Genomic DNA, 23,816 nt, shown 5'->3' with positions numbered 1-23,816 from the left:
CATACCAGCAGAACAGATCAGCCGGGCGAGAGCCGATACAGTGCCGCACCGTGCGATGGCAGGTTTTTCGTCAGCGTACCGGAGGCTTTTGCGAGATCGCGCCGCGCCCAGAGATCGCGCACACCGACCGGTCCGTCCAGGCCGATCATGTCGAGACGAAGCTGAACAGCACGCTCCGTTTTGTCCGTGTTAAAAACCGCGAGATAGCGGTCCTTCGATCCCGGCACGCGCGCCGACCAGACGCGCAGGCCATCGGCGACGAAGTGCGGCTGATTGTCGTAGCTCGCCTGATTGACCGCGATGACCTCGGGATTGGTCAGCAGGTCGAGTGTCGGGCGGTCGAGATGGCGGAGGTCGCCGCCCATGATCAGCGGCGAGCGGGCGATCGACCAGAGGGTCATCAGCGTGCGCTGTTCGTCGGGCGTGAACTTGGTATCGCGCGCGCCCAGCGCCAGGCGACCGAGCGGCAGCATGTCCGCATCGGGCCAGCCGCCCGGCACGCGGTGCGCGTTCCAGTTCTCCAGCCGGGTGAACTGCGCCTCGAGCAACGGCCATTCGTCCCAGAAATCGTCGCTGATCCGCCACATCTGCGCAAAGCGGCGGACGTGATCGGCGCGGGGGACCGGCGTTTCTCCGGGCGACAGGCTGAGGATGATCGGGCGTCCGGTCGCGACGATCGCGGCATGCGCGCCCTCGATCTCGGGGGCGTGCGCGTCATAGGGACGGCTCATGTCGTCCATCTTGACGAGGTCGACGCCCCAGGACGCGTAGAGCGCGAACACGCTGTCGTAATAGGCCTGCGCGCCGGGCTTGCGCATGTCGACGCCGTACATGTCCGGGTTCCACGCGCAGATGCTGGTGGTGTCGGCGATGTCGCGGGCGCGGTATTTCGTGCCCAATACCGGCAGGTTGCGCTCTACCGCCAGACGCGGAATGCCGCGCATCAGGTGGATGCCGAACCGCAGGCCGAGTGCGTGGACGCGGTCGGCGAGCGGGCGGAAGCCCTTGCCGTCGGCGCTCGACGGGAACCGGTTCGGCGCGGGCAGCAACCGGCCATAGCCGTCCATCACCGGCTTCGGCTTGGTCGCATAGGTGTAGCTGGTCGCCCCCGGCTCATACCATTGGATATCGACGGTGAAGATATCATAGCCCGACGGCAGCAGCTTTTCCGCCATGATCGTCGCGGTCTCGATCGCCTGCGCCTCGGTGATCGTGGTCGCGAAACTGTTCCAGCTGTTCCAGCCCATCGGCGGGGTCGGCGCGAGCAGGCGCGGCGCGTCCTTCGCGCGCGCCGGACCGGCGGCACCGATCGCGGTGGCCGCCAAGGTGCCGGTGAGGAGCGTGCGGCGATCGAGCGACACGGCCATGCTCAGCTGACCAGGAACGTGGCGGAGGCGCGGTCGGCGGGGCGCGTTGCGGTGCCCAACGCCACGCCGCCGGCGGTATGCCGCAGGAGCACGCCGGGCTTGCCGAGCGCGGCGAAGGTCACGCCCTTTGCGGTGCTCAGGCCCGGCTGCACCAGGAAGCTCGCACGTTCCGCGAAGGCGCGGCTCGTGTCCTTCGTGGCGAGACCGATGCGTCCGTCGGCTTGCGCGACGAGATAGCGATCGGGCGCATCGATCGGCACGAGCGAGACGCTCCCCCTGCCCGCTAGCCCCGGCATTTGCCGGAACTGGCTGGAGGGAATGTCGCCGCGACCGACCGAGACGCTGTCGCCGTCGTGACGGAGGAAGGCCGTCTTATCGCTGGCTGGCGAGAACCGATCGGGCACCGGTCCGTTACCGACCGGGATGCCGAAATCGGGCGTGCCGTCGGCGCTGTAATAGAGCCGCTGCACGCGCGTATGGCGGTTCGGATCCAGCAGCGGATCGCCCTTGATCGCGGCATAGTCGCGGCCGTGATAGACCAAGACATCACGCCCCTGTTCGTCGACCGTAAAGCTGTTGTGGCCGGGGCCATACACGCCCGTCACCGATGACGAGACGAACACCGGCTTGGGCGATTTCATCCAGGAGTCCGCCTTCATGATGTCCGCGTCGGCGTCCGCCGTCAGAAGACCGAGGCAATAGCGCGCGTCGGTCGCGCTGGCCGAATAGGTGATGAACAGCTTGCCGTTGCGCACGAGCAGCGCCGGCGCTTCGGCAACCTTGTAGCCCTGGATTTCCCAGTCGAGCGTGGGCACCGCGATCCGGACCGGCGGCGTGGCGAGCGTGATCGGCGTGGCGAGCGGTGCGAGATACAAATTGCTGTTGGTGTCGATCCCCGCCTCGCGCTGCGCCCAGCACAGATAGCGCGTGCCGCGGTGGACGAACGACGTCGAATCGAGGTTGAAGCTGTCCCACGGCGTCTTGAGCTGGCCCAGCAGCGACCAGCGCGCGGTCATCGGATCGGGACCGTCGGCGACCAGCGCATAGGTGCGGATGCGGAACACGTCCTCGCCGCCGCCGCTGGGGCCGGCCGCGAAATACATGATCCAGCGGCCGTCGATCAGGTGCAGCTCGGGCGCCCAGATGAAGCCCGACAGCGGGCCGCTGGCGAGATGGCGCCACAGGACCTGCTCGCGCGCGGTGGTCAGCCCGGCCAGCGTTTTCGACCGTCGCAACACCAGCCGGTCATATTCGGGTACCGACCCGGTCAGGTAGTAATAGCCGTCGGTATGGCGGAACACCTGTGCATCCGCGCGCTGGCGGACGACCGGGTTGCTCGGGACCGGGGCGGAGGTGGCGGCGGGGGAGCCACCGGGCAGTCGCGCGATCGCGCCGCTGGCCGACGCCGCGGTGGCGCCGGCGAGAAACAGGCGCCGCGTCAGGTCGACCCGCGTCAGGTCGATCCGTGTGAGATCCGTCATCGTCAATACTCCGCTACGGGCCAGCCATCGGCGCCCCAGTTTATCGGGGCGATCCGCAGTGTCGGCGCGCCGTTCCTGGTCCGGTCATACGCGTGGTAGACGACGTAATCCTTGCCGTCGGTGTCGTGCATCACGCCGGGATGGCCGGGCCCGCGGAAGCGCTGCTGTTCCTGGAGATCGGCGCGCAGGAAGATCGTCCCACCGCCGTTCATCATCGCGCTGCCGTCCTTGCCGAGATACGGGCCGGTGATCGCCTTCGATCGGCCGACGACGGTGTAATAGGTGCTGTTCACGCCCTTGCAGCAATAGTCGTAGCTCGCGAGCAGCCAGTAATAGCCGCCATGACCGACGATGAACGGCGCTTCGACCGGGGCGGGTCCGCCCGCGGGTGCGGGGCGGCGCGCGATCGCGTGGGGCTTCTCGGTTGGATCCAGCAGCTTGCCGGTCTTCGGGTTCAGCGCGAACAGCTTGAGGCCGGTCCAGAAGCTGCCGAGCGACAGCCATTCGCGGCCCTGCGCATCGACGACGTGGTTGGGATCGATCGCGTTGAAATCGTCTTTCGCGGTGGACATCACCACCAGCCCCTCGTCGCGCCAGCCATAGCCGGGCGCCTTGGGATCGAGCGTCGAACTGGTCGCGAGCCCGATCGCCGAGCGGTTCGAACCGAACGTCGAGACCGAATAATAGAGCCGGTAGCGCCCATCGGTGCCACGCGAAATGTCGGGTGCCCACATGCCCTTGGTGCCCGGTACCGCCTTGGTCGCCCAGTCGGGGAGACGCGTCAGTGGCGGCGTGCCGGCGGTCCAGTGGACCAGATCGGGCGACGTGCGGGCGCTGAGCATCTGGCCGTCGAGCCCGGTGCCGTAGACGTAATAGATGTTGCCCGCGCGGATCATCACCGGGTCATGGACGGGCGCGATGTCCCCGGTCAGGCTGGCGTTCAGCGCACCGCGGGCGGGCGGCGCCTCCGCGGCCTTCGCCATCACGCCAGTGGCGAGGGTAAGCGCGAACAGTCCGGTCGCCCATCGTGGTGCGGCCATCGTCTCTCTCCCGGTCTGTGCGCCCGCCGGGTGTTCCGGCGGGCGTCACGGTCATTTCAGTTCGAGCATCACCACCGACATCGGCGGCAGCGTCACCGACAAAGTGCCGCCGCTGAGGCTGGCACCGTTGAACGCCGTCGGCGCGACCGCATTGGGCGCGTCGAAGGTGTTGAGCGCAGTCATCGTCGGCGCGGTCAGCACCTGCCCGGTGACGGTCTGGGCAGTCATGCCTGGCAACGCCGCGGAGACGCTCGTCGGCTTGTTCGGATCAAGGTTCGAGAGCGCAATCCGCACCACGCCGTCCTTGCCACGCACGGCGGAGGCGCTGACCGACGGCATCGTCCACTGGTCCTTGTTGTACCAGGGCGTCTTGATGTCGATCGGCAGGACCGTGCCGTCCATGTACGGCTTATACATCGCGAAGACGTGATAGGTCGGCGTCAGCACCATCTTGCTGCCGTCGGTCAGGATCATCGCCTGCAGCACGTTCACCATCTGTGCGATCGCGGTCATCTTCACGCGGTCGGCATGCTTCGCAAAGATGTTGAGGTTGATCGCGGTGACGAGCGCATCGCGCAGCGTGTTCTGCTGGCGCAGGAAGCCCGGGTTGGTGCCCGGATCGCCGGCATACCACGTGCCCCATTCGTCGACCGCGAGCCACATCGTCTTCTTCGGATCGACCTTGTCCATGATCGCCGAATGCTTGGTGATCAGCTCGTCCATCTTGAGCGTCTCGGACAGCGTCTCGGCCCAGCCGCGCTCGTCGAACACGGTCGCCGACGCGCGGGGCGGCCAGCCGCCGGGCACGGTGTAGTAATGCAGCGACAGCGCATCGACCTTGCCGACCAGCTCGCGCGCCATCGTCTCGGTCCATTTATAGTCGTCGACATTGGCGCCGCTCGCGATCTTCATCACGCGCGTGTCCTTGGGCGCCTTGATGAAGGTGGCGTAGCGCCGCGTGACGTCCGCGGCATATTCGGGGCGCATGTTGCCGCCACAGCCCCACAGCTCGTTGCCGACCCCGAAATAGGGCACCGCCCACGGCGCCTTGTGACCGTTCTTGGCGCGCTCTTCGGCCAGCGTCCCCGAGGGCGAGGTCATGTATTCGACCCATTCCGCCATTTCCTGCGGCGTGCCGTTACCGACGTTGCCGGCGATATAGGCCTCGGCACCGAGCTGTCCGGCGAGGTCCATGAACTCGTGCGTGCCGACCGTGTTGGGCTCGGTCACGCCGCCCCAATGCGTGTTGATCTTGACCGGGCGCTTGGCCTTGGGACCGATCCCCTCGCGCCAGTGATATTCGTCGGCGAAGCAGCCGCCGGGCCAGCGCACGACCGGCACGCCGATGCCCCGCAACGCCGTGACGACGTCGGTGCGGAAGCCGCGGACGTTGGGGATCTTCGACTTTTCGCCGACCCAGAGTCCGCCGTAGATGCCGGTACCGAGATGCTCGGCGAACTGCGTGAAGATGCGGCGATCATAGGTGGGACCGGGCGTGTCGGCATGGACCGTCACGGTTGCCGCAGTCGAAGGGGGCGAGGAGGCGGGCGCGTCGGTTTGCGCGGTGCCGATGCCGGCGGTCGAGAGCAGCAGCGCGGCGGGGAGGCCCTTCAGCGTGCGGGTCATTTTTGCCTCAATCATCGAAAGCCTCCACGGAATTGCGGGTGCCGCGCAGGAAGGCGTCGGCGACGAGTGTGAACGGGGTCGTGTCGACTTCGCTTCGGCCGCCGCGGATCAGCGCGGCGAAGCGGGTGTAGAGGCCGGGATATTCCTCGTCGTCGTTATGCACCGTGCCGCTCGGCAAAGTGAGCACCGCGCCGCCCTTGGCGAGGCTGAGCGTACCGGCATCGGTCTCGACGACGATGTCCCAGCTCTGCGGGCCGGTCTGGCGCCAATCGAGATCCATCGTGATCGGCGTGCCAGCAGCGCTGCGGAAGGTCAGGTCGGCGGCGATCGGCGCGGCGCGGTTGGCGGGCGTCGACAGCGTCGCGGACGTGAGGAAGAACGGCTGCGGCAGGATCTCGGTCGCGATCGACAGCGCGTTGATGCCGGGATCGAACACGCCGAGCCCGCCCGGCTCCCAGATCCATGCCTGCCCCGGATGCCAGACGCGGACGTCCTCGCGCCAGACGATCGACACGCGCTCGATTTGCCGGTCGGCGAGCCACGCCTTGGCCGGCGCGACACCCGCTGCGAACCGCGAATGCCAGCCGGCGAACAGCGTCGTACCGGTCTCCGCCGCCTGGGCTTCGAGCGCATCGACCTCGGCGAGCGTCGCGCCGGGCGGCTTTTCGAGGAAGACATGGACGCGCTTGGCGAGCGCCATCGACGCGAGTTCGTAGCGCACCTGCGGCGGGGTGCAGAGCGCGATCGCGTCGATCGTCGGACCGTCGGCGAGCAACGACTCCAGCGACTTGAAGTTGGCGACACCCTCGACGCCCGGATCGCGCGGGCTGACGCTGGCCACGAACTCGAAGTCTGGATTACCGGCGATCGAGGGGAGATGCTGGTCGCGCGCGATCTTGCCCATGCCGACGACGGCAATGCGGATGGCGGCCATTCTCAGAGCGCCTTCACGACGACGGGCTGCGGTGCGGCCTTGCTCAGTGTGTTGCGCAAGGGGAGCGTGAACGGTGCGGCCTCGATCTCGAACACATCACCTTCGCGCGTCGCCACGCCGTCGGCGAACGACAGCGTCGCGGTGCCGAAGAAATGGACGTGGACGTCGCCCGGACGGCGGAACAGGTCATATTTGAAATGATGCGCCTCGAGGTTGGCGATGCTGTGCGACATGTTCGCCTCGCCCGACAGGAATGGCTTTTCCCACAGCAACGCGCCGTCGCGGTGGATACGGCTCGCGCCCTCGATATGCTCGGGCGGGGTGCCGACCAGCAATTCGGGTCCGAGCGACGCCTGGCGCAGCTTCGAATGCGCGAGCCACAGGTAATTGTGGCGCTCGGTGATATGGTCGCTGAACTCGTTGGCGAGACACAGGCCGAGGCGGAACGGCGTGCCGTCGGGGCCGATCAGGTAGATCCCGGCAAGCTCGGGCTCCTCGCCGCCATCCTCGGCGAAGTCGGGCATCGTGAGCGGCGCACCGGGTGCGACGAGACCCGAGCCGTCGCCCTTGTAGAACCATTCGGGCTGCTGGCCACGTGTTCCTGCTGCGGGCTTGCCGCCCTCGACGCCTTCGAGGAACATCCGCATCGAATCGGTCTGCTTCTCGGCATCCGCGGCGGCGCGGTGCATCTTGTCGCGGCCCTCGGCCGAGCCGAGATGCGTCAGGCCGGTGCCGGTCATGATCAGATGCGCGGGATCGACATGATCGATCGGCGAGGTCAGGCGACCGGCGGCGAGTTCGGCAGCGATATCGACGCTGTCGCCCGTTCCGCAAGCCGAAACCGCCCCGGCGAGATCGGTGCCGGCTGCGATCGCGCGCTCGGCCAGGGCGCGGACGCTGTCGACGCCGGTCACGAACGCGGCCCCCTCGCTGGTGGCGGCGATCACCGATCGCGTGCCGTCGACGCCAACATGCTGCAACAGGCGCAAAGTCATCAATTTCTCTCCTAAGCGGGACGCCGTTGTTACGGTTCGCCCCCGATATTTCGATTAGTTGGCGGGAACGCCGTCGATCAGCCGCGACGCGGTCGTGCCGTCACGCAGCACCTCCGGCAGCAGTTCGGGCAACAGGTTCTGGTACGACACCGGCCGCAGGAAGCGGTCGATCGCGAGGCTGCCGACCGAGGTCGTGCGGCCGTCCGAGGTCGCCGGGAACGGACCACCATGCACCATCGCATGCGCGACCTCGACACCGGTCGGCCAGCCGTTGGCGAGAATGCGTCCGGCCTTGCGCTCAAGCAGCGGGATCAGCCGCGACGCCATGTCGGCATCGCCCGCATCCATCTGGATCGTCGCGGTGAGCTGACCCTCGGCGGCGCGGAGAACGGCGTGGAGTTCGTCCTCGCTCGTGCAGCGCACCAGCAGCGACGACGCGCCGAACACTTCATGACCCAGCGCCTTGTCGCTCAGGAACTGCGCGGCGGTCGTCTCGAAGAACGCCGCCTGCCCTTGTGCGACGCCTTCGCCGACCTTGCCGCGGGAGATTTCCTTTACCGCGTCGTGGCCCGCAAGCGCGGCGATGCCCTGCTCGTAGGCGGCGTGGATACCGCCGGTCAGCATCGTCGCGGCAGGCGCGTCAGGAAGCGCGGCGGCGGCGGTGGAGACGAACGCGTCGAGCCCCTCGCCTTCGATCGCGAGCACGAGGCCGGGGTTGGTGCAGAACTGCCCCGCGCCCATCGTCAGCGACCCGACGAACGCCGTCCCGAGCGCTGCGCCACGAGCCTTCAGGGCTTCGGGCAGCAGCACGACCGGGTTGATGCTCGACATCTCTGCATAGACCGGGATCGGGACTTCGCGGGCCTGCGCCAGCTTGACGAGCGCCAGGCCGCCAGCGCGCGATCCCGTGAACCCAACCGCGGCGATGCGCGGATCCTGGACCAGCGCGCTGCCGAGATCGTTGCCGGGGCCGACCAGATGCGAGAACACCCCCTTCGGCAATCCGCAGGCTGCAACCGCAGCATCGATCGCACCGGCGACCATCGCGCCGGTCGCGGGATGCGCCGGGTGACCCTTGACCACCACGGTGCAACCGGCGGCAAGCGCCGACGCGGTGTCACCACCGCCGGTCGAGAAGGCCAGCGGGAAATTGCTCGCGCCGAACACCGCGACCGGGCCGAGCGCAATCATCCGCAACCGCAGGTCGGGACGCGGCAACGGCGCGCGATCGGGCATCGCCGGGTCAATCCGTAGACCCATCCAGCCACCGCGGCGGACGACGCCCGCGAACAGCTTGAGCTGGCCGACGGTCCGGCCGCGCTCGCCCTCGAGCCGCGCACGCGGCAGGCCGCTCTCGCGCATCGCGGTGACGATCAGGTCATCGCCGAGCGCGACGATCTCCTCGCCGATCCGCTCCAGAAAATGGGCGCGCGCGTCATTGCCGGTCGCGCGATATGTATCGAAAGCGGCGTCGGCGGCGGCGCAGGCGGCCGCGACGTCGGCTGGGCCATGGACCGCGATGGGATCACCCACGGCGACACCGGTGGCGGCCTCGACGGAACGAAAGGCCGAGCGCCCGGTCTGGCTTGTGCTTGTGTCTGACATAGTATCCACTCCCTATACTCCGACATATAAGCGGCGCCGGGCTTTGGCAATCTTTGTCGTTCCTTGATCGCGCAGGGACTGTTACGCCGTGTCCAGGGAGCAAGCGTTATGACGAACGTCAATCGTATCGGGGATCGTATCGAGGATCCTGTGGAGGGCGGTAGCGACGACGAAACGCCGGTCGTCCGCGTTCCGCGCGGCACGGGTCGGCGGCTTCACGGCGCGGTCGCGCACAAGCTGGGCACCGCGATATTGTCGGGGGAGTACGCGCCTGGCGATACATTGTCGGGCGAAGTCGAATTCTCGAAAACGCTCGACGTGTCGCGCAGTGCCTACCGCGAGGCTGTGCAGGTGCTGACCGCCAAGGGGCTGGTCGAGAGCCGTCCGAAGATCGGCACGCGCGTCCTGCCGCGCAGCCGGTGGAACCTGCTCGATCCCGACGTACTCGCCTGGGCGTTTGCCGGCGAGCCCGACATCGCCTTTGTCCGCGGGCTGTTCGAATTGCGCGCGATCGTCGAGCCGGCCGCGGCGGCGCTTGCCGCGGAACGCCGCGAACGGACCGACCTGAAGATCATGAAGGATGCGCTGGCGGCGATGCGGCGGCATACGCTGGCGACCGAAGCCGGGCGCGCGGCGGATCGCGAGTTTCACGACGCGGTGCTGACCGCGACGCGCAACGATGCGCTGATCGTGCTGAGCGCAAGCATCGGTGCCGCGGTCAACTGGACGACGCAGTTCAAGCAGCGGGCGCGCGCCCTGCCCCGCAATCCGATTCCCGATCACATGCTGGTCTATGACGCGATCGCCGCGGGCGATGCGAACGGCGCCAGCGCGGCGATGCGGACGCTGGTCGACCTGGCGCTGGAGGATACGAAACTGGCGATGGCGCGCTGATCATGATCCTCCCCCGCCAGGGGGAGGTGGCAGGCGCAGCCTGACGGAGGGGGCGGTGAGCGGAAACCTCTGCTCCGTGTCCGCCCCCTCCGTCGCCTTTGGCGCCACCTCCCCCTGGCGGGGGAGGAATATGGTCTAGCGGGTCGCCTGATCCGGCAGTGCGTTAGTGACCTTCGAGCCCCACACCGCGTAGAACAGGATGTAGAGTTCGCAGGCCGCGGTCAGCAGGAACGAGATCTGCAACCCGTAGGTGTCGGCGAGCCAGCCCTGGACGATCACCAGCGCGCCGCCCGCAATTGCCATGATCAGCAGACCCGAGCCCTCCTCGGTCAGTGGCCCGAGACCGCGGATGCCGAGCGTGAAGATCGTCGGGAACATGATCGAGTGGAACAGCCCGACCGAGATCAGCGCCCACATCGCGACATGGCCGGTGGTGAAGGTCGCGACCAGCATCACGACGAACGCGCCGATGCTCGCCATCGCCAGCACGCGCTCGGCGGGGATGGTGCGCATCACGACGCTACCGATCAGCCGGCCGACCATCATCCCGCCCCACAGGATGAACAGGTAATGCGAGGCCTGCTCGTGCGTCAGGTTGCCGATCTGCGGCTGGCTGACGAAATTGATGAACAGGTTGGCGACACCGATCTCGGCGATCAGGTAGATGAAGATCGCCGGGATGCCGAGCACGAGGTTGCGGTGCGACCAGAGCGACAGGCCCTTGCGGTCCGCCTTCGCAGACCGCTGCGTCGCGGCCCCCATCGCCGGCAGCGGGAAGCGCGCGATCACGACCGCGAGAACGACCAGCACCGCGGCGACGATCAGATAGGGCAGCACCACCGACTGTGCATCGGCAAGCCGCTCGGCCGGCGTCAGCACCGCAGTCGAGCCGGCAACCGCAGTGCCGGAGGTCGAGCGACCGAGGATCAGATAGCCGCCGAACAACGGGGCGAGCGTCGCACCGGCGGAATTGAACGCCTGCACGAGGTTCAGTCGCGACGATGCGGTTTCGGGCGGACCGACCACGGCCACGTAAGGGTTGGCCGCGACCTGGAGCAGGGTGATGCCACTCGCGATCACGAACAGAGCGAACAGCGTGACGCCGTAGCTCGGCAGTCGCGCGGCGGGCACCATCATCAGCGCACCGACCGCCATCAGTCCGAGCCCGAACACCATCGCGCGCTGATAGCCGACCCGCTCGATCAGCTTGGCGGACGGGATCGACGCGAAGAAATAGGCGATGAACCAGACGCTCTCGATCAGCGTGGTCTGCGTGTAGCTGAGGTCGAACACGCTGCGCAGGTGCGGCAGCAGCGTGTTGTTGATGACCGTGATGAAGCCCCACATGAAGAACAGGCTGGCGAGCAGCGTCAGTGCGGAGCGATAGCTTGGCGCGCCGCCCGCCGGACTTTGGGTCGCTGCGCCCTCGACGGGTCGTTGCATCTGTATCGGCATCGCCATTATCGTTCACCCTCCGTGCCGTGTCGGTGACTGAATGACAGTCTTTTCCCGCATGGCTTGCTCAGAAATATATTGTCCGACTATATAGCCGCACAAGGCGCGTCAACGGCGTCGAGCGATTAAGGACGGGAACCGGAATGCGCGCAATCGGAAAAACGGGGATCATCATGGCGGCCGTTCTGACGGCGGTATCGACGCAGGCCGCGTCGGCCGCGTCGGCGAAGCGGGAATCGTTCGGCAAATTGCCCGACGGTACCGCGATCGAAGCCGTCACGCTGACCGGCACCAATGGTGTCAGTGCGCGAATCATGACGCTCGGCGCGACCCTCCAGTCGTTGTACGCGCCCGACCGCAACGGCAAGATGGCGGACATCACGCTCGGCTATGACGACGCCGCGAGCTATGCCAGCGCACCCAATTTCTGGGGCCAGACGATCGGCCGCTATGCCAACCGCATCGCGGGCGGTCGCTTCGTGCTCGACGGCAAGACGTATCAATTGCCGCTCAACGACAAGACCAACACGCTGCACGGCGGCACCGTCGGGTTCGACAAGCTGGTGTGGAAGATCGCTTCGGTCACCAACGGCGCGCAGGCGAAGGTCGTGATGACGCTGACCAGCCCGGCGGGCGACCAGGGCTATCCCGGCACGCTGGCGGCAAAGGTCACCTACGCGCTCGACGACCAGGGCGCGCTGACGATCGATTTCGATGCGACCAGCGATGCGCCGACGATCGTCAACATGACCAACCACGCGCTGTTCGATCTGGCCGGCGAAGGATCGGCGACCGGGATCTATGGCCAGCGGCTGACGATCCCCGCGCGGCGTTATACCCCGGTCAACGCGACGCTGATCCCGACCGGCGAACTGAAGCCCGTCGCGGGCACGGTGTTCGACTTCACGAAGGGCCGCGCGCTGTCCGACGGCATTCGCGACGGCCGCGATCCGCAGATCGTCATCGGCCATGGCTGGGATCACAATTTCGTGCTCGACAAGGGCGCGACGCCGGAGCCCGGCCTCGCGGCGCGCGTGGAAGATCCGGCTTCGGGCCGCGTGCTCGAAGTACTGACCACCGAGCCCGGCGTACAATTCTATTCGGGCAACTTCCTCGACGGGTCGTTGATCGGCAAGTCGGGCCATGTCTACCGGATGGGCGACGGCCTCGCGCTCGAACCACAGAAGTTTCCGGACACGCCCAACCAGCCCGCATTCGGCTCGGCGCGGGTCGATCCCGGCAAGCCCTATCACCACCGCATGATCTACCGCGTGTCGGTCGCCCGCTGATACCGGCCCCCCTGACATCCGATTTCCAGAAAGCTCCCGATGACCGACTTGCCCAATCTTACCCCCAAGCTCCGCAGCCGCGCGTGGTTCGACAACCCCGAGAACATCGACATGACCGCGCTCTATCTGGAGCGCTATCTGAACTTCGGGCTGAGCCTGGAGGAACTGCGCTCTGGCAAGCCGATCATCGGCATCGCGCAGACCGGCAGCGACCTCTCGCCCTGCAACCGTCACCATCTCGTGCTCGCCGAACGGCTGCGCGAAGGCATCCGTGAAGCGGGCGGCATCGCGCTCGAATTCCCGGTCCACCCGATCCAGGAAACCGGCAAGCGACCGACCGCCGGGCTCGATCGCAACCTCGCCTATCTGGCGCTGGTCGAGGTGCTCTACGGCTATCCGCTCGACGGCGTGGTGCTGACGATCGGCTGCGACAAGACCACGCCGGCCTGCCTGATGGCCGCGGCGACCGTCAACATTCCCGCGATCGCGCTGTCGGTGGGGCCGATGCTCAACGGCTGGCACAAGGGCGAGCGGACTGGCTCGGGCACGATCGTCTGGAAGGCGCGCGAACTGCTCGCGACCGGCGCGATCGACGATGAGGGCTTCATCAAGCTCGTCGCCTCGTCCGCCCCGTCGACCGGCTATTGCAACACGATGGGCACCGCGACGACGATGAACAGCCTGGCAGAGGCGCTCGGCATGCAGCTGCCCGGATCGGCCGCGATCCCCGCACCGTACCGCGACCGCCAGGAGGTCGCGTACAAGACCGGCAAGCGGATCGTCGACATGGTCGCCGAGGATCTCAAGCCGTCGGACATCATGACCAAGGACGCGTTCCATAACGCGATCGTCGTCAATTCGGCGATCGGCGGCTCGACCAATGCACCGATCCATCTTGCCGCGATTGCGCGCCACATCGGCGTCGACCTGCCGATCGACGACTGGCAGACGCACGGCCACAAGGTGCCGCTGATGGTCAACCTCCAGCCCGCCGGCGAATATCTCGGCGAGGATTACTACCATGCCGGCGGCGTGCCCGCGGTGGTCGCCGAGCTGATGAAGCAGGGGCTGATCCACGAAGACGCGATGACCGCCAACGGCAAGACGATGGGCGACAATTGCCGCGACGCGACGATCGAGGACGAGCGGGTCATCCGCCCGTTCGCGACGCCATTGCTCGAGGATGCCGGCTTCATCGTGTTGCGCGGCAATTTGTTCGATTCGGCGATCATGAAGACCAGCGTCATTTCGCCGGAGTTCCGTGCGCGCTATCTCAGCAATCCGGACGATCTCGAAGCGTTTGAGGGCCCCGCGGTCGTGTTCGACGGGCCGGAGGATTATCACCACCGGATCGACGATCCCTCGCTCGGGATCACGACCGACACGTTGTTGTTCATGCGCGGCGCCGGCCCGATTGGTTATCCGGGCGCCGCCGAGGTCGTCAACATGCGGCCGCCGGCGTACCTGATCCGTGAAGGCGTCCATGCCCTCCCCTGCATTGGCGATGGTCGCCAGTCGGGGACGTCTGGGTCTCCCTCGATCCTCAACGCCTCGCCGGAAGCGGCGGCGATGGGCGGGCTTGCGCTGATCCGAACCGGTGACCGGGTCCGCATCGACCTCGCCAAGGGCAGCGCCAACGTGCTTATCTCCGACGAGGAACTGGCCGAGCGTCGCCGCGCGCTGACCGAGGCGGGCGGCTATGCCTTCCCGCGCTCGCAGACGCCCTGGCAGGAAATCCAGCGTGCGACCGTCGGCCAGATGGAGACCGGTGCGATCCTCGAAGGCGCCGAGAAGTATCAGCGTATCGCGCAGACGATGGGCCTACCGCGCGACAATCACTGAGGTGTGACTGCGCGCCGCTCGATCAGGGCGGTGCGCAGGCATTGGCAGACGATCTCGTCGCGCTGGTTGATCAGCCGGTGCGTGAAGGTGACGATGCCCGCGTTCGGGCGCGACTTGCTGGGCTTGAGGTCGGTGACCTCGGTCTGGCAGCGCATCGTGTCGCCGATGAATACCGGCTTCGGATGCACGAGCTTGTCGTAGCCGAGATTGGCGACGAGCGTGCCAAGCGTCGTCTCGCCGACCGACAGCCCGACCATCAGCGCGAAGGTGAAGGTGCCGTTGACGAGGATCCGGCCGAACTCGCTCGCCTTGGCCGCCTCGATATCGAGGTGGAGCGGCTGCGGGTTGTGCGTCATCGTCGAGAACAGGAGGTTGTCCGTCTCGGTCACCGTGCGGCGGATCTCGTGCTCGATCCGGTCGCCGATCGTCCAGTCTTCGAAATAGCGGCCTGCCATCAGTTGTCCTTCTCGATACGGACGAGCAGCGTGCCCTCGGTCACCTGCCCGCCCTCGATCGCGGTGAGATCGGCGACCGTTCCGTCGAACGGCGCGGTCAGCGAATGCTCCATCTTCATCGCCTCGAGCGTGACGAGCTTCTGGCCCTTGGTGACGGTATCGCCCGCCGCCACGTCGACCGCGATGATGCGGCCGGGCATTGGCGACAAAATCGCGCCGTCCGCCGCCGCGCCAGCCGCCACTCCGGATGCACGCCAAGGTTTCAGTTGCCACGTCTGGCCGGCTTCGGAGATGAGCACGTCTTCGAAGGCCGGCATCGTTCCGGCATGTCCGTCGAGCTCGACCTCGACCGGTTCGCCGTCCAGCAGGAACGTCGCGCTGCGGCGGGGGGCGGCATTTAAACGAAAACCCGCGATCGGATCGGCCGACACGAGCGCGCCGGCCGCCTCGGCCAACGCCTCTTCGGTAGGATGCGTCGGCGGCATGAGCGCGTCGCCTTCGCGGGCGATCAGTCCGGTGTCGAGCGTGCCGGCAACGAAGTCGGGGTGGTCGAGCGCCTCGACGAGAAACCCCGCGTTGGAGCGTACCGGCCAGACGACCGCGCCATCAAGTGCGTCCGCCAAGGCTTCGCGCGCTGTCTCGCGGTCCTCGCCCCACGCGATGACCTTGGCGATCATCGGGTCGTAGAAGGGCGAGATTTCGGCGCCCTGCTCCACCCCGGTATCGACACGGGCGCTGCTCCCGAGATCGAAGCGTTCGAGTGTCCCGATCGAGGGGAGGAAACCCTTGGCGGGGTCCTCCGCGTACAACCGCGCTTCCATCGCCCAGCCGTCGATCGCCAGTTCGTCCTGGCGCTTCGGCAACGGCTCGCCGCTGGCGACACGGAGCTGCCATTCGACGAGGTCCTGCCCGGTGATCTCCTCCGTTACGGGGTGCTCGACCTGCAACCGGGTGTTCATTTCCATGAACCAGATGCCGTCGGCGCGCAGGCCTTCGCTGGCATCGGCGATGAATTCGATCGTGCCGGCACCGACATAATCGACCGCTTTGGCCGCCTTCACCGCCGCCGCGCAGATCGCGTCGCGGGTCGCGGCGTCCATGCCGGGTGCGGGGGCTTCCTCGATCACCTTCTGGTGGCGGCGCTGGAGCGAGCAGTCGCGTTCGAACAGGTGGACGACGTTGCCGTGGGTGTCGCCGAAGACCTGCACCTCGATATGGCGCGGCGAGAGGATGTATTTCTCGATCAGGACGTCGGTGTTGCCGAACGACGACGCCGCCTCGCGCTGGCACGAGACGAGGGAGTCGGCGAACTCCGCGGCGGTGTCGACGCGGCGCATGCCCTTGCCGCCACCGCCCGCGACCGCCTTGATGAGGACGGGATAGCCGATCGCGTCGGCCTCGCGCTGGAGCTTTTCGGGGGACTGGTCCTCGCCGAGATAACCGGGCGTGACGGGCACGCCGGCGGCGATCATGCGCTGTTTGGCGGCGTCCTTCAGGCCCATTGCGCGGATGCTGTCGGGATTGGGGCCGACCCAGACCAGCCCGGCGTCGAGCACGGCTTGCGCGAAGTCGGCATTCTCCGAGAGGAAGCCGTAGCCGGGGTGGATCGCCTCGGCGCCGGTGCCTCGCGCGGCGGCGATGATGCGGTCGCCGACGAGATAGCTTTCGCGCACGGGGGATGCGCCGATGTGGACGGCTTCGTCGGCCTGGCGAACGTGGAGCGCGTTTGCATCGGCGTCGGAATAGACCGCGATCGTGCGGATGCCGAGCGCCCGCGCGGTGCGGATGATGCGGCAGGCGATCTCGCCGCGATTGGCGATCAGGAGCGACGCGATCATTGCGCGGGGCATCCGGTGGTGCGCGACGACCAGGTGACGTTGGCGATCTTCCAGCGGCCGGCCTCGCGGACCATGTCGAAATGATCGGTGCCGCAATGCGCGACCTTGCCGTCGATCGTGAAGACGTACGGCGACCAGACCATCGCGATGTCGCCGTCGATATCGACCGCCGGATCGGTCAGGCGTTCGGCGTAGCGTTCGGGGCCCGGCTTGATCGAGGCGGCGAACTCGGGCCAGCTCATGCGGCGGACCGAGCGGGTGCCGTCGGGCTTTTCCTCGGCGACCGTGGCGCCGCCGTCGGGGCGGACCTGCGCGAGGATTGCCTGGCCGTCGCGGGCGGCAAGCGCGGCGAAGAGCGCGTCGATCGGCGCCATGACGCCGGCCTCCTCGGTCATTACGGCGGGGGGAAGGCCGGTGCCCTTGACGATCGGCTGGACCGGGGTGACTTGTTCGGCGGCGAGGAGAAGTGACAGCAGGATCATCGGGTTACATCCTGAACACGCCGAACGCGGGGCGTTCGGGGATGGGAGCGTTTAGCGTCGCGGCAAAGGCGAGGCCGAGCACGTCGCGGGTCTGCGCGGGGTCGATGATGCCGTCGTCCCATAGCCGCGCGGTGGCGTACCAGGGATTGCCCTCGTCCTCGTATTTGGCGCGGACGGGCGCCTTGAAGGCTTCGGCCTCTTCCGGCGTCCAGCCGTCGGCATCGCGGTGGACGGTGGCGAGGACCGAGGCTGCCTGCTCGCCGCCCATCACGCTGATCCGGCTGTTGGGCCAGGTGAACAGGAAGCGCGGCGAATAGGCACGGCCGCACATGCCGTAATTGCCCGCGCCGAAACTGCCGCCGATCAGGACGGTGATCTTCGGGACGGTGGCGGTGGCGACGGCGGTGACGAGCTTGGCGCCGTGCTTGGCGATGCCCTCCGCCTCGTACTTGCCGCCGACCATGAAGCCCGAGATGTTTTGGAGGAACAGCAGCGGGATGCGGCGTTGGCAGGCGAGTTCGATGAAGTGCGCGCCTTTCTGGGCGCTCTCGCTGAACAGCACGCCGTTGTTGGCGAGGATTGCGACGGGGATGCCCCAGATATGCGCGAAGCCGCAGACGAGCGACGTGCCGTAGAGCGCCTTGAACTCGTGGAACTCGCTGCCGTCGACGAGGCGCGCGATGACTTCGTGGACGTCGTAGGGCGCGCGGACGTCCGAGGGCACAATGCCGTACAGCTCTTCGGCCGCAAATTTGGGCGGGCGGGGGTGCTGGAGATTGACCACGGTCTGCGCCTGCGGTTGCAGCGTCGAGATGATATCGCGGACGATCGTGAGCGCGTGCTCGTCATTCTCGGCGACGTGATCGACCACGCCCGAGCGGCGGCCGTGCGTGTCCGCGCCGCCCAGTTCCTCGGCCGAGATGACTTCGCCGGTCGCGGCCTTCACCAGCGGGGGGCCGGCGAGGAAGATCGTCCCCTGCCCGCGGACGATGATCGTCTCGTCGGACATGGCGGGAACGTACGCGCCGCCCGCGGTACAACTGCCCATGACGCAGGCGATCTGCGGGATGCCGAGCGACGACATCTGCGCCTGGTTGAAGAAGATGCGGCCGAAGTGATCGCGGTCGGGGAAGACCTCTGCCTGATGCGGCAGGTTCGCGCCGCCGCTGTCGACGAGGTAGATGCAGGGAAGAAGATTCTCCTGTGCGATCTCCTGGGCGCGCAGATGTTTCTTCACGGTGAGCGGGAAATACGTGCCGCCCTTCACCGTCGCGTCGTTGCACAGGATCATGCACTGGCGACCGGAGACGCGGCCGATCCCGGCGATCACGCCTGCGCCCGGGACTTCATCGTCGTAAAGGCCGTTGGCGACGAGTTGACCTATTTCTAGGAACGGCGAGCCGGGGTCGAGCAGGCGCTCGACGCGGTCGCGGGGGAGGAGCTTGCCGCGTGCGGTGTGGCGCTCGCGGGACTTGGCGTTGCCGCCAAGCGCTGTCCGGGCGACGTCATCGCGGAGGGTCTCGGCGAGCGCGCGGTTGTGGACGGCGTTCGTGCGGAAGGTTTCGCTCTCGGGGGACAGCGCGGAGGTGAGGACGGGGGCGGTCACTTACCCTTTACCCTGCAGGGGTTCAGGATCGCCCTCACTGCATCACCTTGGGCGCGGCGCCGATGAGTTCGCGGCCGATCAGCATGCGGCGGATCTCGTTCGTGCCTGCGCCGATGTCGAGCAGTTTCGCGTCGCGCATGAAGCGCTCGACCGGCCAGTCCTTGGTATATCCTGCCCCGCCGAGCGCCTGGATCGCCTCAAGCGACACCTTCACCGCGCTCTCGCTCGCCAGCAGGATCGCGCCCGCCGCGTCGAACCGCGTCGTCTTGCCCGCATCGCACGACTTGGCGACCGCGTAGACATAGGCGCGCGCCGAGCTGAGCGCGACGTACATGTCGGCGACCTTCGCCTGGATCAGCTGGAACTGGCCGATCGGCGTCCCGAACTGCTTACGCTCGCGGACGTAGGGGATCACCACGTCGAGACACGCCTGCATGATGCCGAGCTGGATCCCCGCGAGTACGGCGCGCTCGTAGTCGAGGCCGGACATCAGCACGCCGACGCCGCCATTCTCCGGCCCCATGACGTTCTCCGCCGGGACTTCGCAATCGGTGAAGACGAGTTCGGCGGTCGGCGAGCCCCGCATCCCCATCTTGTCGATCTTCTGGCCGATCGCGAAACCGGGCATGTCCTTCTCGATCAGGAACGCGGTGATCCCGCGCGAACCTTCACCCGTCTTCGCATAGACGACCAGCGTGTCGGCATAGGCGGCGTTGGTGATCCAGAACTTGGTGCCGTTGAGGATATAGCCGGTGTCGGTCTTGACCGCCTTCAGCTTCATCGAGACGACGTCGGAGCCGGCGCCCGCTTCGGACATCGCCAGGCTGCCGACATGCTCGCCCGAGACGAGTTTGGGCAAATACTTCGCCTTCTGCTCCGGGTTGCCCCAGCGGCGGATCTGGTTGACGCACAGGTTCGAATGCGCGCCGTAGCTGAGGCCGATCGACGCGGAGGCGCGGCTGACTTCCTCGACCGCGACGACATGCTCGAGATAACCAAGGCCGAGGCCGCCATATTCCTCCTCGACTGTGATGCCGTGCAACCCGAGTTCGCCCATCGCCGGCCACAACTCGCGCGGGAACCAGTCGTCGGCGTCGATCTTGGCCGCCAATGGCGCAATCTTGTCGGTGGCGAAGCGGTGTGTGCTCTCGCGGATCATGTCCGCGGATTCGCCGAGCGCGAAATCGAAATCGGGTATCATTGCAGCCTCTCCAGACCTTGTGTTGCGACCTTGATACTCCACTGGGCGCGTGTCGAGAAATTGATACGACCGAACACATGCGATAGATCCGGTCTATGGTGATCCGGCTATGATTGAACGGTACGTGGTGCGCTATTTCCTGGCGGTCGTCGACCAGGGCAATTTCACGCGCGCCGCCGCCCAGTGCCGGATTTCGCAGCCGACGCTGTCGGTCGGCATCGCCAAGCTGGAGACGGCGCTCGGCCAGACGCTGTTCTTGCGGACCAACCGGCGGATCGAGCTCACCCCCTCGGGCACCCGGTTCGCGGTGCATGCCCGCCGGATCGAGGCCGAATTCGCGGCGGCCGAGCGGGACTTGCAGGACACTGTTCCGACCAAACTCGTCCGCCTCGGGATCGCGACCACGCTGCCGCCGTCGTGGATCGCGGCTGCACTCGGCCGGGCACGGGGAGCCTCTGCCACCGAGCGCCTCGAAGTGGTCGAAGGACGCAGCAGCGAACTGGTCGCGCTGCTCGATCGCGGACGGATCGACGTGATGCTCGGTGCGATCGGCGACGATGCGCGCGGCTTCGTGCTGTTCGAGGAAGGGTTCGCAGTGGCGGTATCGAACGACCACCGACTGGCCGGACGCACCACGCTCGCGGTCGCCGACGTGGCGGAGGAAACGATGATCGTCCGCCGCCATTGCGAAGCGTTGGCCGAAACGAGTCGCTTCTTCACCGCGCGCGGCGTCCGCCCGTTCATGGCCGCGCGTACCGTCAGCGACGACCGCGCGTTGACCTATGTCCGCGCCGGGCTGGGGATGACGGTGATGCCGCGCTGCTTTGCGAGCGAGGGGATCGCGATGATCCCGCTGACCGGCTTCGACACGACGCGACGGCTGGGTTTGCTGGTGGCGCCGGACTCCGGCTCGCGGATCGAGGGAAGCGCGATGGTCCAGGCGATCGAGGACGCGTTCCGGGAAATGCACGCGGCGTCGGCGTGATCCGGGCGACGTCGGTCTCTAGATTTAAGGCGTACCGGCGGACCGGTCATCAACGGAAATGGTGGAGCCGAGGGGGATCGAACCCCTGACCTTTCGCATGCCATGCGAACGCTCTCCCAGCTGAGCTACGGCCCCATTCCCGTTGGGAGGCGGGTCACTAACCGGACCCGCCCGGGTTGGCAAGCGGCGTAAACACCGCCTGCCAAAATATTCTAGATCAACGCTCGTGCTCGTCCTGCGGCGTCTCGACGCCGAGGTCGTCGTCGCCGCCGAGATCGACTTCGTCGTCGGCCGAAGGCTCTTCGTCCTCGCCGGTGATCGAGGCGATGTCCTCTTCCTCGTCATCCTCGAGATCCGCGTCCGGCTTCTTGGTGTCGGGCTTGGCGACTTCGAACGGCAACGGCTGCTTCGACTTCAGGATAGGCTCGGGCTCCCACGCATACCCGCATTCGATGCAGGTCACGGGGTCGGCTTTTTCGAGGTCGTAGAAACGCGTCGCGCATTTCGGGCACGAACGTTTCGTGCCCCATTCCGGCTTGATCATGCCGATAGAACCTTTCGAATGGATAGATTGTGAGGGATGCCCTCGCAAAGTGGGCGCGCCTTGCCATAGAGCAAGGCCACTGTCAAAAGCCCGGCCCCATGGCACACCCCCTTCCCCAACCCTTAGACGTGGTTTCGCGCGGTCCTTTGACCGGTTCGATCGCGGTCCCCGGCGACAAGTCGATCAGCCACCGCGCGCTGATGTTCGCGAGCCTGGCGGTCGGCACCAGTCGGATCGAAGGCTTGCTGGAGGGCGAGGACGTGCTCGCCACTGCGGCGGCGATGCGGGCGATGGGTGCTACTATTGAGCGCGGCGATGATGGCATCTGGACGGTAGACGGCGTCGGGGTCGGCGGTCTGCTCCAGCCCGAGACCGCGCTGGAGATGGGCAATTCTGGCACGTCGACGCGGCTGCTGATGGGGCTGGTGTCGAGCCATCCGATCACCTGCACCTTTACCGGCGACGCCTCGCTGTCAGGACGACCGATGGGGCGCGTGATCGAGCCGCTGTCGCAGATGGGCGCGGACATCACGTCGTCGCCGGGCGGGCGGCTGCCACTGATGGTGCGCGGGATGTGCCCCGCGGTGCCGATCGAATACACGCTGCCGGTCGCGTCGGCGCAGGTGAAGTCGGCGATCCTGCTGGCGGGACTCAATACGCCGGGGATCACGCGGGTGATCGAGCCGGTCGCGACGCGCGATCATAGCGAGCGGATGCTGACCGGGTTCGGCGCGAAGCTGACGGTCGACGAGACCGATGCGGGCCGGGTGATCTCGATCACCGGCGAAGCGGAGTTGCGGCCGCAGGATATCGTCGTGCCGGGCGATCCGTCGTCGTCCGCCTTCTGGCTGGTCGCGGCGTCGATCGTGCCGGGATCGGATATCGTGGTGCGCAATGTCGGGCTGAACCCGACGCGGATTGGGATCGTCACCGCGCTGCGCATGATGGGCGCGGACATTACCGAGCTGGACCCGCGTACCGTCGGCGGCGAGCCGGTCGCGGACCTGAGGGTCCGGCATGCTCCGCTGACTGCGATCGAGGTGCCGGCCGATCTCGCGCCGAGCATGATCGACGAATATCCGGTGCTGTTCGTTGCCGCGGCGTTCGCGACCGGCACGACCGTCGCCCGCGGGGCGCATGAGCTGCGCGTCAAGGAATCGGACCGGATCACGACGATGCGGATCGCGCTCGAAGCGTGCGGCGTGGCGTGCGAGGAATATGAGGACGGCATGGCGATCACCGGCTCCGGTGGCGCTGCGATCCGCGGCGGCGCTCGGATCGCCTCGAAACTCGACCACCGCATCGCAATGAGCATGGTCGTGGCTGGACTTGGGAGCGCGGAGCCGATCACGATCGATGACGTATCGCCGGTGGCGACGAGCTATCCCGTGTTCTTCCGGTCGCTCGACGTGCTGACCGGCCAGGGGAATTAAGATGATCATCGCAGTCGACGGTCCGGCGGCATCGGGCAAGGGCACGATCGCGCGGGCCTTGGCCAAGCATTATGGGCTGCCGTATCTCGATACCGGGCTGCTGTACCGCGCGGTGGCGCTGAGCGTCGCGCGGATGGGGCTGGATCCGGAAGCCGAAGCCGACGCGGTGGCGGCGTGCGATTTCAGCGATGCGGTGCTGAGCGATCCGGCGTTGCGCGATGACGATATCGGTGCGCTCGCATCGGTGGTGTCGGCGCATCCGCTAGTGCGCGCGGCGTTGCTGCACCGGCAGAAGCGGTTTGCGGCGCAGGAGGGTGGCGCGATTCTCGACGGGCGCGATATCGGCACGGTGATCGCGCCGGATGCGGACGCAAAGCTGTTCGTGAAGGCTACGCCGAACATCCGGGCGCAGCGGCGGCATGCCGAGTTGCAGGCGCGCGGCGGGACGGCGAGCAAGGATCGTGTGCTGGCGGATATCCGGGCGCGGGATGCGCGGGATAGCGGGCGGTCTACCGCGCCGTTGGTGATGGCGGCGGATGCGGCATTGCTGGATACGAGCTTTCTGTCGATCGAGGCGTCCGTGCAGCGGGCGGTGGCGTTGGTCGAGGCACAGCGGGCGAAGAAGGCCGCTTCGGTTTAAGGTTTCTGCCCACCTGGGCGAGCGCACCACCCCGGCGAAGGCCGGGGCCCAATTGGAACGTCCGCAGTAACCAAGCGCGGTCCGCAACTGGCGCCCCCCCCAAT

At 67.1% G+C, this 23,816-nt stretch carries 20 protein-coding genes and 1 tRNA gene; 6 read left to right on the top strand and 15 right to left on the bottom strand.

All coding sequences use genetic code 11. The features are described 5' to 3' along the window. Positions 1-17: 17 nt before the first annotated feature. The 7 genes from EQZ23_RS09810 to EQZ23_RS09780 all read right to left on the bottom strand — a co-directional run bounded on the left by EQZ23_RS09810 (position 18) and on the right by EQZ23_RS09780 (position 9,048). Positions 18-1,367 carry a glycoside hydrolase family 27 protein gene (locus tag EQZ23_RS09810; protein WP_128454244.1) on the bottom strand — a complete coding sequence of 450 codons (1,350 nt, stop codon included), beginning with the start codon at positions 1,365-1,367 and terminating at the stop codon, positions 18-20. 2 nt (positions 1,368-1,369) lie between these two features. Further along, positions 1,370-2,848 carry a family 43 glycosylhydrolase gene (locus EQZ23_RS09805; protein ID WP_128454243.1) on the bottom strand — a complete coding sequence of 493 codons (1,479 nt, stop codon included), beginning with the start codon at positions 2,846-2,848 and terminating at the stop codon, positions 1,370-1,372. Positions 2,849-2,850: 2 nt separating this feature from the next. Continuing rightward, complete coding sequence (locus EQZ23_RS09800) at positions 2,851-3,831, bottom strand: arabinan endo-1,5-alpha-L-arabinosidase (protein ID WP_128454720.1); 981 nt, start codon at positions 3,829-3,831, stop codon at positions 2,851-2,853. A 108-nt stretch (positions 3,832-3,939) separates the two neighbouring features. Beyond that, positions 3,940-5,514 carry an alpha-L-arabinofuranosidase C-terminal domain-containing protein gene (locus EQZ23_RS09795; protein WP_128454719.1) on the bottom strand — a complete coding sequence of 525 codons (1,575 nt, stop codon included), beginning with the start codon at positions 5,512-5,514 and terminating at the stop codon, positions 3,940-3,942. 7 nt (positions 5,515-5,521) lie between these two features. After that, a complete protein-coding gene (locus EQZ23_RS09790) occupies positions 5,522-6,448 on the bottom strand; it encodes a Gfo/Idh/MocA family oxidoreductase (protein WP_128454242.1) in 927 nt (308 codons plus the stop codon). Positions 6,449-6,450: 2 nt separating this feature from the next. Continuing rightward, positions 6,451-7,443, bottom strand: a complete 993-nt coding sequence (araD1, locus tag EQZ23_RS09785) for an AraD1 family protein (RefSeq protein WP_128454241.1) — start codon at positions 7,441-7,443, stop codon at positions 6,451-6,453. A gap of 54 nt (positions 7,444-7,497) precedes the next feature. Then, positions 7,498-9,048, bottom strand: a complete 1,551-nt coding sequence (locus tag EQZ23_RS09780) for an aldehyde dehydrogenase (NADP(+)) (RefSeq protein ID WP_128454240.1) — start codon at positions 9,046-9,048, stop codon at positions 7,498-7,500. Between the two features lie 108 nt (positions 9,049-9,156). On the opposite strand from EQZ23_RS09780, the gene EQZ23_RS09775 reads away from it, so the two are divergent. Further along, complete coding sequence (locus EQZ23_RS09775) at positions 9,157-9,942, top strand: FadR/GntR family transcriptional regulator (RefSeq protein WP_128454239.1); 786 nt, start codon at positions 9,157-9,159, stop codon at positions 9,940-9,942. Positions 9,943-10,077: 135 nt separating this feature from the next. On the opposite strand, the gene EQZ23_RS09770 is transcribed toward EQZ23_RS09775, so the two are convergent. Continuing rightward, positions 10,078-11,385 carry a sugar MFS transporter gene (locus EQZ23_RS09770; RefSeq protein WP_240663540.1) on the bottom strand — a complete coding sequence of 436 codons (1,308 nt, stop codon included), beginning with the start codon at positions 11,383-11,385 and terminating at the stop codon, positions 10,078-10,080. A 155-nt stretch (positions 11,386-11,540) separates the two neighbouring features. Between EQZ23_RS09770 and EQZ23_RS09765 the strand changes: the two genes are divergently transcribed. Together EQZ23_RS09765 and EQZ23_RS09760 are read left to right on the top strand one after the other, a co-directional pair. Next, entirely contained in the window at positions 11,541-12,686 is a 1,146-nt protein-coding gene (locus tag EQZ23_RS09765; RefSeq protein WP_128454237.1) for an aldose epimerase family protein, read from the top strand. Positions 12,687-12,725: 39 nt separating this feature from the next. Continuing rightward, a complete protein-coding gene (locus tag EQZ23_RS09760) occupies positions 12,726-14,528 on the top strand; it encodes an IlvD/Edd family dehydratase (RefSeq protein WP_128454236.1) in 1,803 nt (600 codons plus the stop codon). Here the strand turns inward: EQZ23_RS09760 and EQZ23_RS09755 are convergent. The 5 genes from EQZ23_RS09755 to EQZ23_RS09735 are packed head-to-tail and all read right to left on the bottom strand — an operon-like array spanning position 14,522 to position 20,110. After that, a complete protein-coding gene (locus EQZ23_RS09755; RefSeq protein ID WP_128454235.1) occupies positions 14,522-14,983 on the bottom strand; it encodes a MaoC family dehydratase in 462 nt (153 codons plus the stop codon). The two genes, EQZ23_RS09760 and EQZ23_RS09755, sit on opposite strands and share 7 nt — an antisense overlap. Next, the gene (locus EQZ23_RS09750; RefSeq protein WP_128454234.1) at positions 14,983-16,821 is read right to left on the bottom strand and encodes an acetyl/propionyl/methylcrotonyl-CoA carboxylase subunit alpha; all 1,839 of its coding nucleotides are present in this window, start codon (positions 16,819-16,821) and stop codon (positions 14,983-14,985) included. The genes EQZ23_RS09755 and EQZ23_RS09750 overlap by 1 nt, the downstream gene beginning before the upstream one ends. Next, complete coding sequence (locus EQZ23_RS09745) at positions 16,818-17,303, bottom strand: nuclear transport factor 2 family protein (RefSeq protein WP_128454233.1); 486 nt, start codon at positions 17,301-17,303, stop codon at positions 16,818-16,820. Before EQZ23_RS09745 ends, EQZ23_RS09750 begins: the two co-directional genes overlap by 4 nt. A gap of 4 nt (positions 17,304-17,307) precedes the next feature. Beyond that, positions 17,308-18,909 carry a carboxyl transferase domain-containing protein gene (locus EQZ23_RS09740; protein ID WP_128454232.1) on the bottom strand — a complete coding sequence of 534 codons (1,602 nt, stop codon included), beginning with the start codon at positions 18,907-18,909 and terminating at the stop codon, positions 17,308-17,310. A 34-nt stretch (positions 18,910-18,943) separates the two neighbouring features. Beyond that, positions 18,944-20,110, bottom strand: a complete 1,167-nt coding sequence (locus EQZ23_RS09735; RefSeq protein WP_128454231.1) for an isovaleryl-CoA dehydrogenase — start codon at positions 20,108-20,110, stop codon at positions 18,944-18,946. A gap of 109 nt (positions 20,111-20,219) precedes the next feature. Here EQZ23_RS09735 and EQZ23_RS09730 point away from each other — a divergent pair, with 109 nt between their 5' ends. Then, positions 20,220-21,095: a LysR family transcriptional regulator gene (locus EQZ23_RS09730; protein ID WP_128454230.1), complete on the top strand. Its 876-nt coding sequence runs from the start codon at positions 20,220-20,222 to the stop codon at positions 21,093-21,095. A gap of 59 nt (positions 21,096-21,154) precedes the next feature. Here the strand turns inward: EQZ23_RS09730 and EQZ23_RS09725 are convergent. Both EQZ23_RS09725 and EQZ23_RS09720 read right to left on the bottom strand, forming a co-directional pair. Continuing rightward, positions 21,155-21,230, bottom strand: a tRNA-Ala gene (locus EQZ23_RS09725). 82 nt (positions 21,231-21,312) lie between these two features. Continuing rightward, entirely contained in the window at positions 21,313-21,639 is a 327-nt protein-coding gene (locus tag EQZ23_RS09720) for a TIGR02300 family protein (protein WP_128454229.1), read from the bottom strand. A 98-nt stretch (positions 21,640-21,737) separates the two neighbouring features. Here EQZ23_RS09720 and aroA point away from each other — a divergent pair, with 98 nt between their 5' ends. Both aroA and cmk read left to right on the top strand, forming a co-directional pair. Then, entirely contained in the window at positions 21,738-23,072 is a 1,335-nt protein-coding gene (gene aroA, locus EQZ23_RS09715) for a 3-phosphoshikimate 1-carboxyvinyltransferase (protein WP_128454228.1), read from the top strand. Between the two features lies 1 nt (position 23,073). Next, a complete protein-coding gene (gene cmk / locus EQZ23_RS09710; protein WP_128454227.1) occupies positions 23,074-23,712 on the top strand; it encodes a (d)CMP kinase in 639 nt (212 codons plus the stop codon). The last annotated feature ends 104 nt before the right edge of the window (positions 23,713-23,816 follow it).

It is taken from the genome of Sphingomonas sp. UV9, from assembly GCF_004101245.1.
GTDB lineage: Bacteria > Pseudomonadota > Alphaproteobacteria > Sphingomonadales > Sphingomonadaceae > Sphingomonas.
The sequence above is the reverse complement of the archived record's forward strand: the minus strand, read 5'-3'. Positions and strand labels throughout refer to the sequence as shown.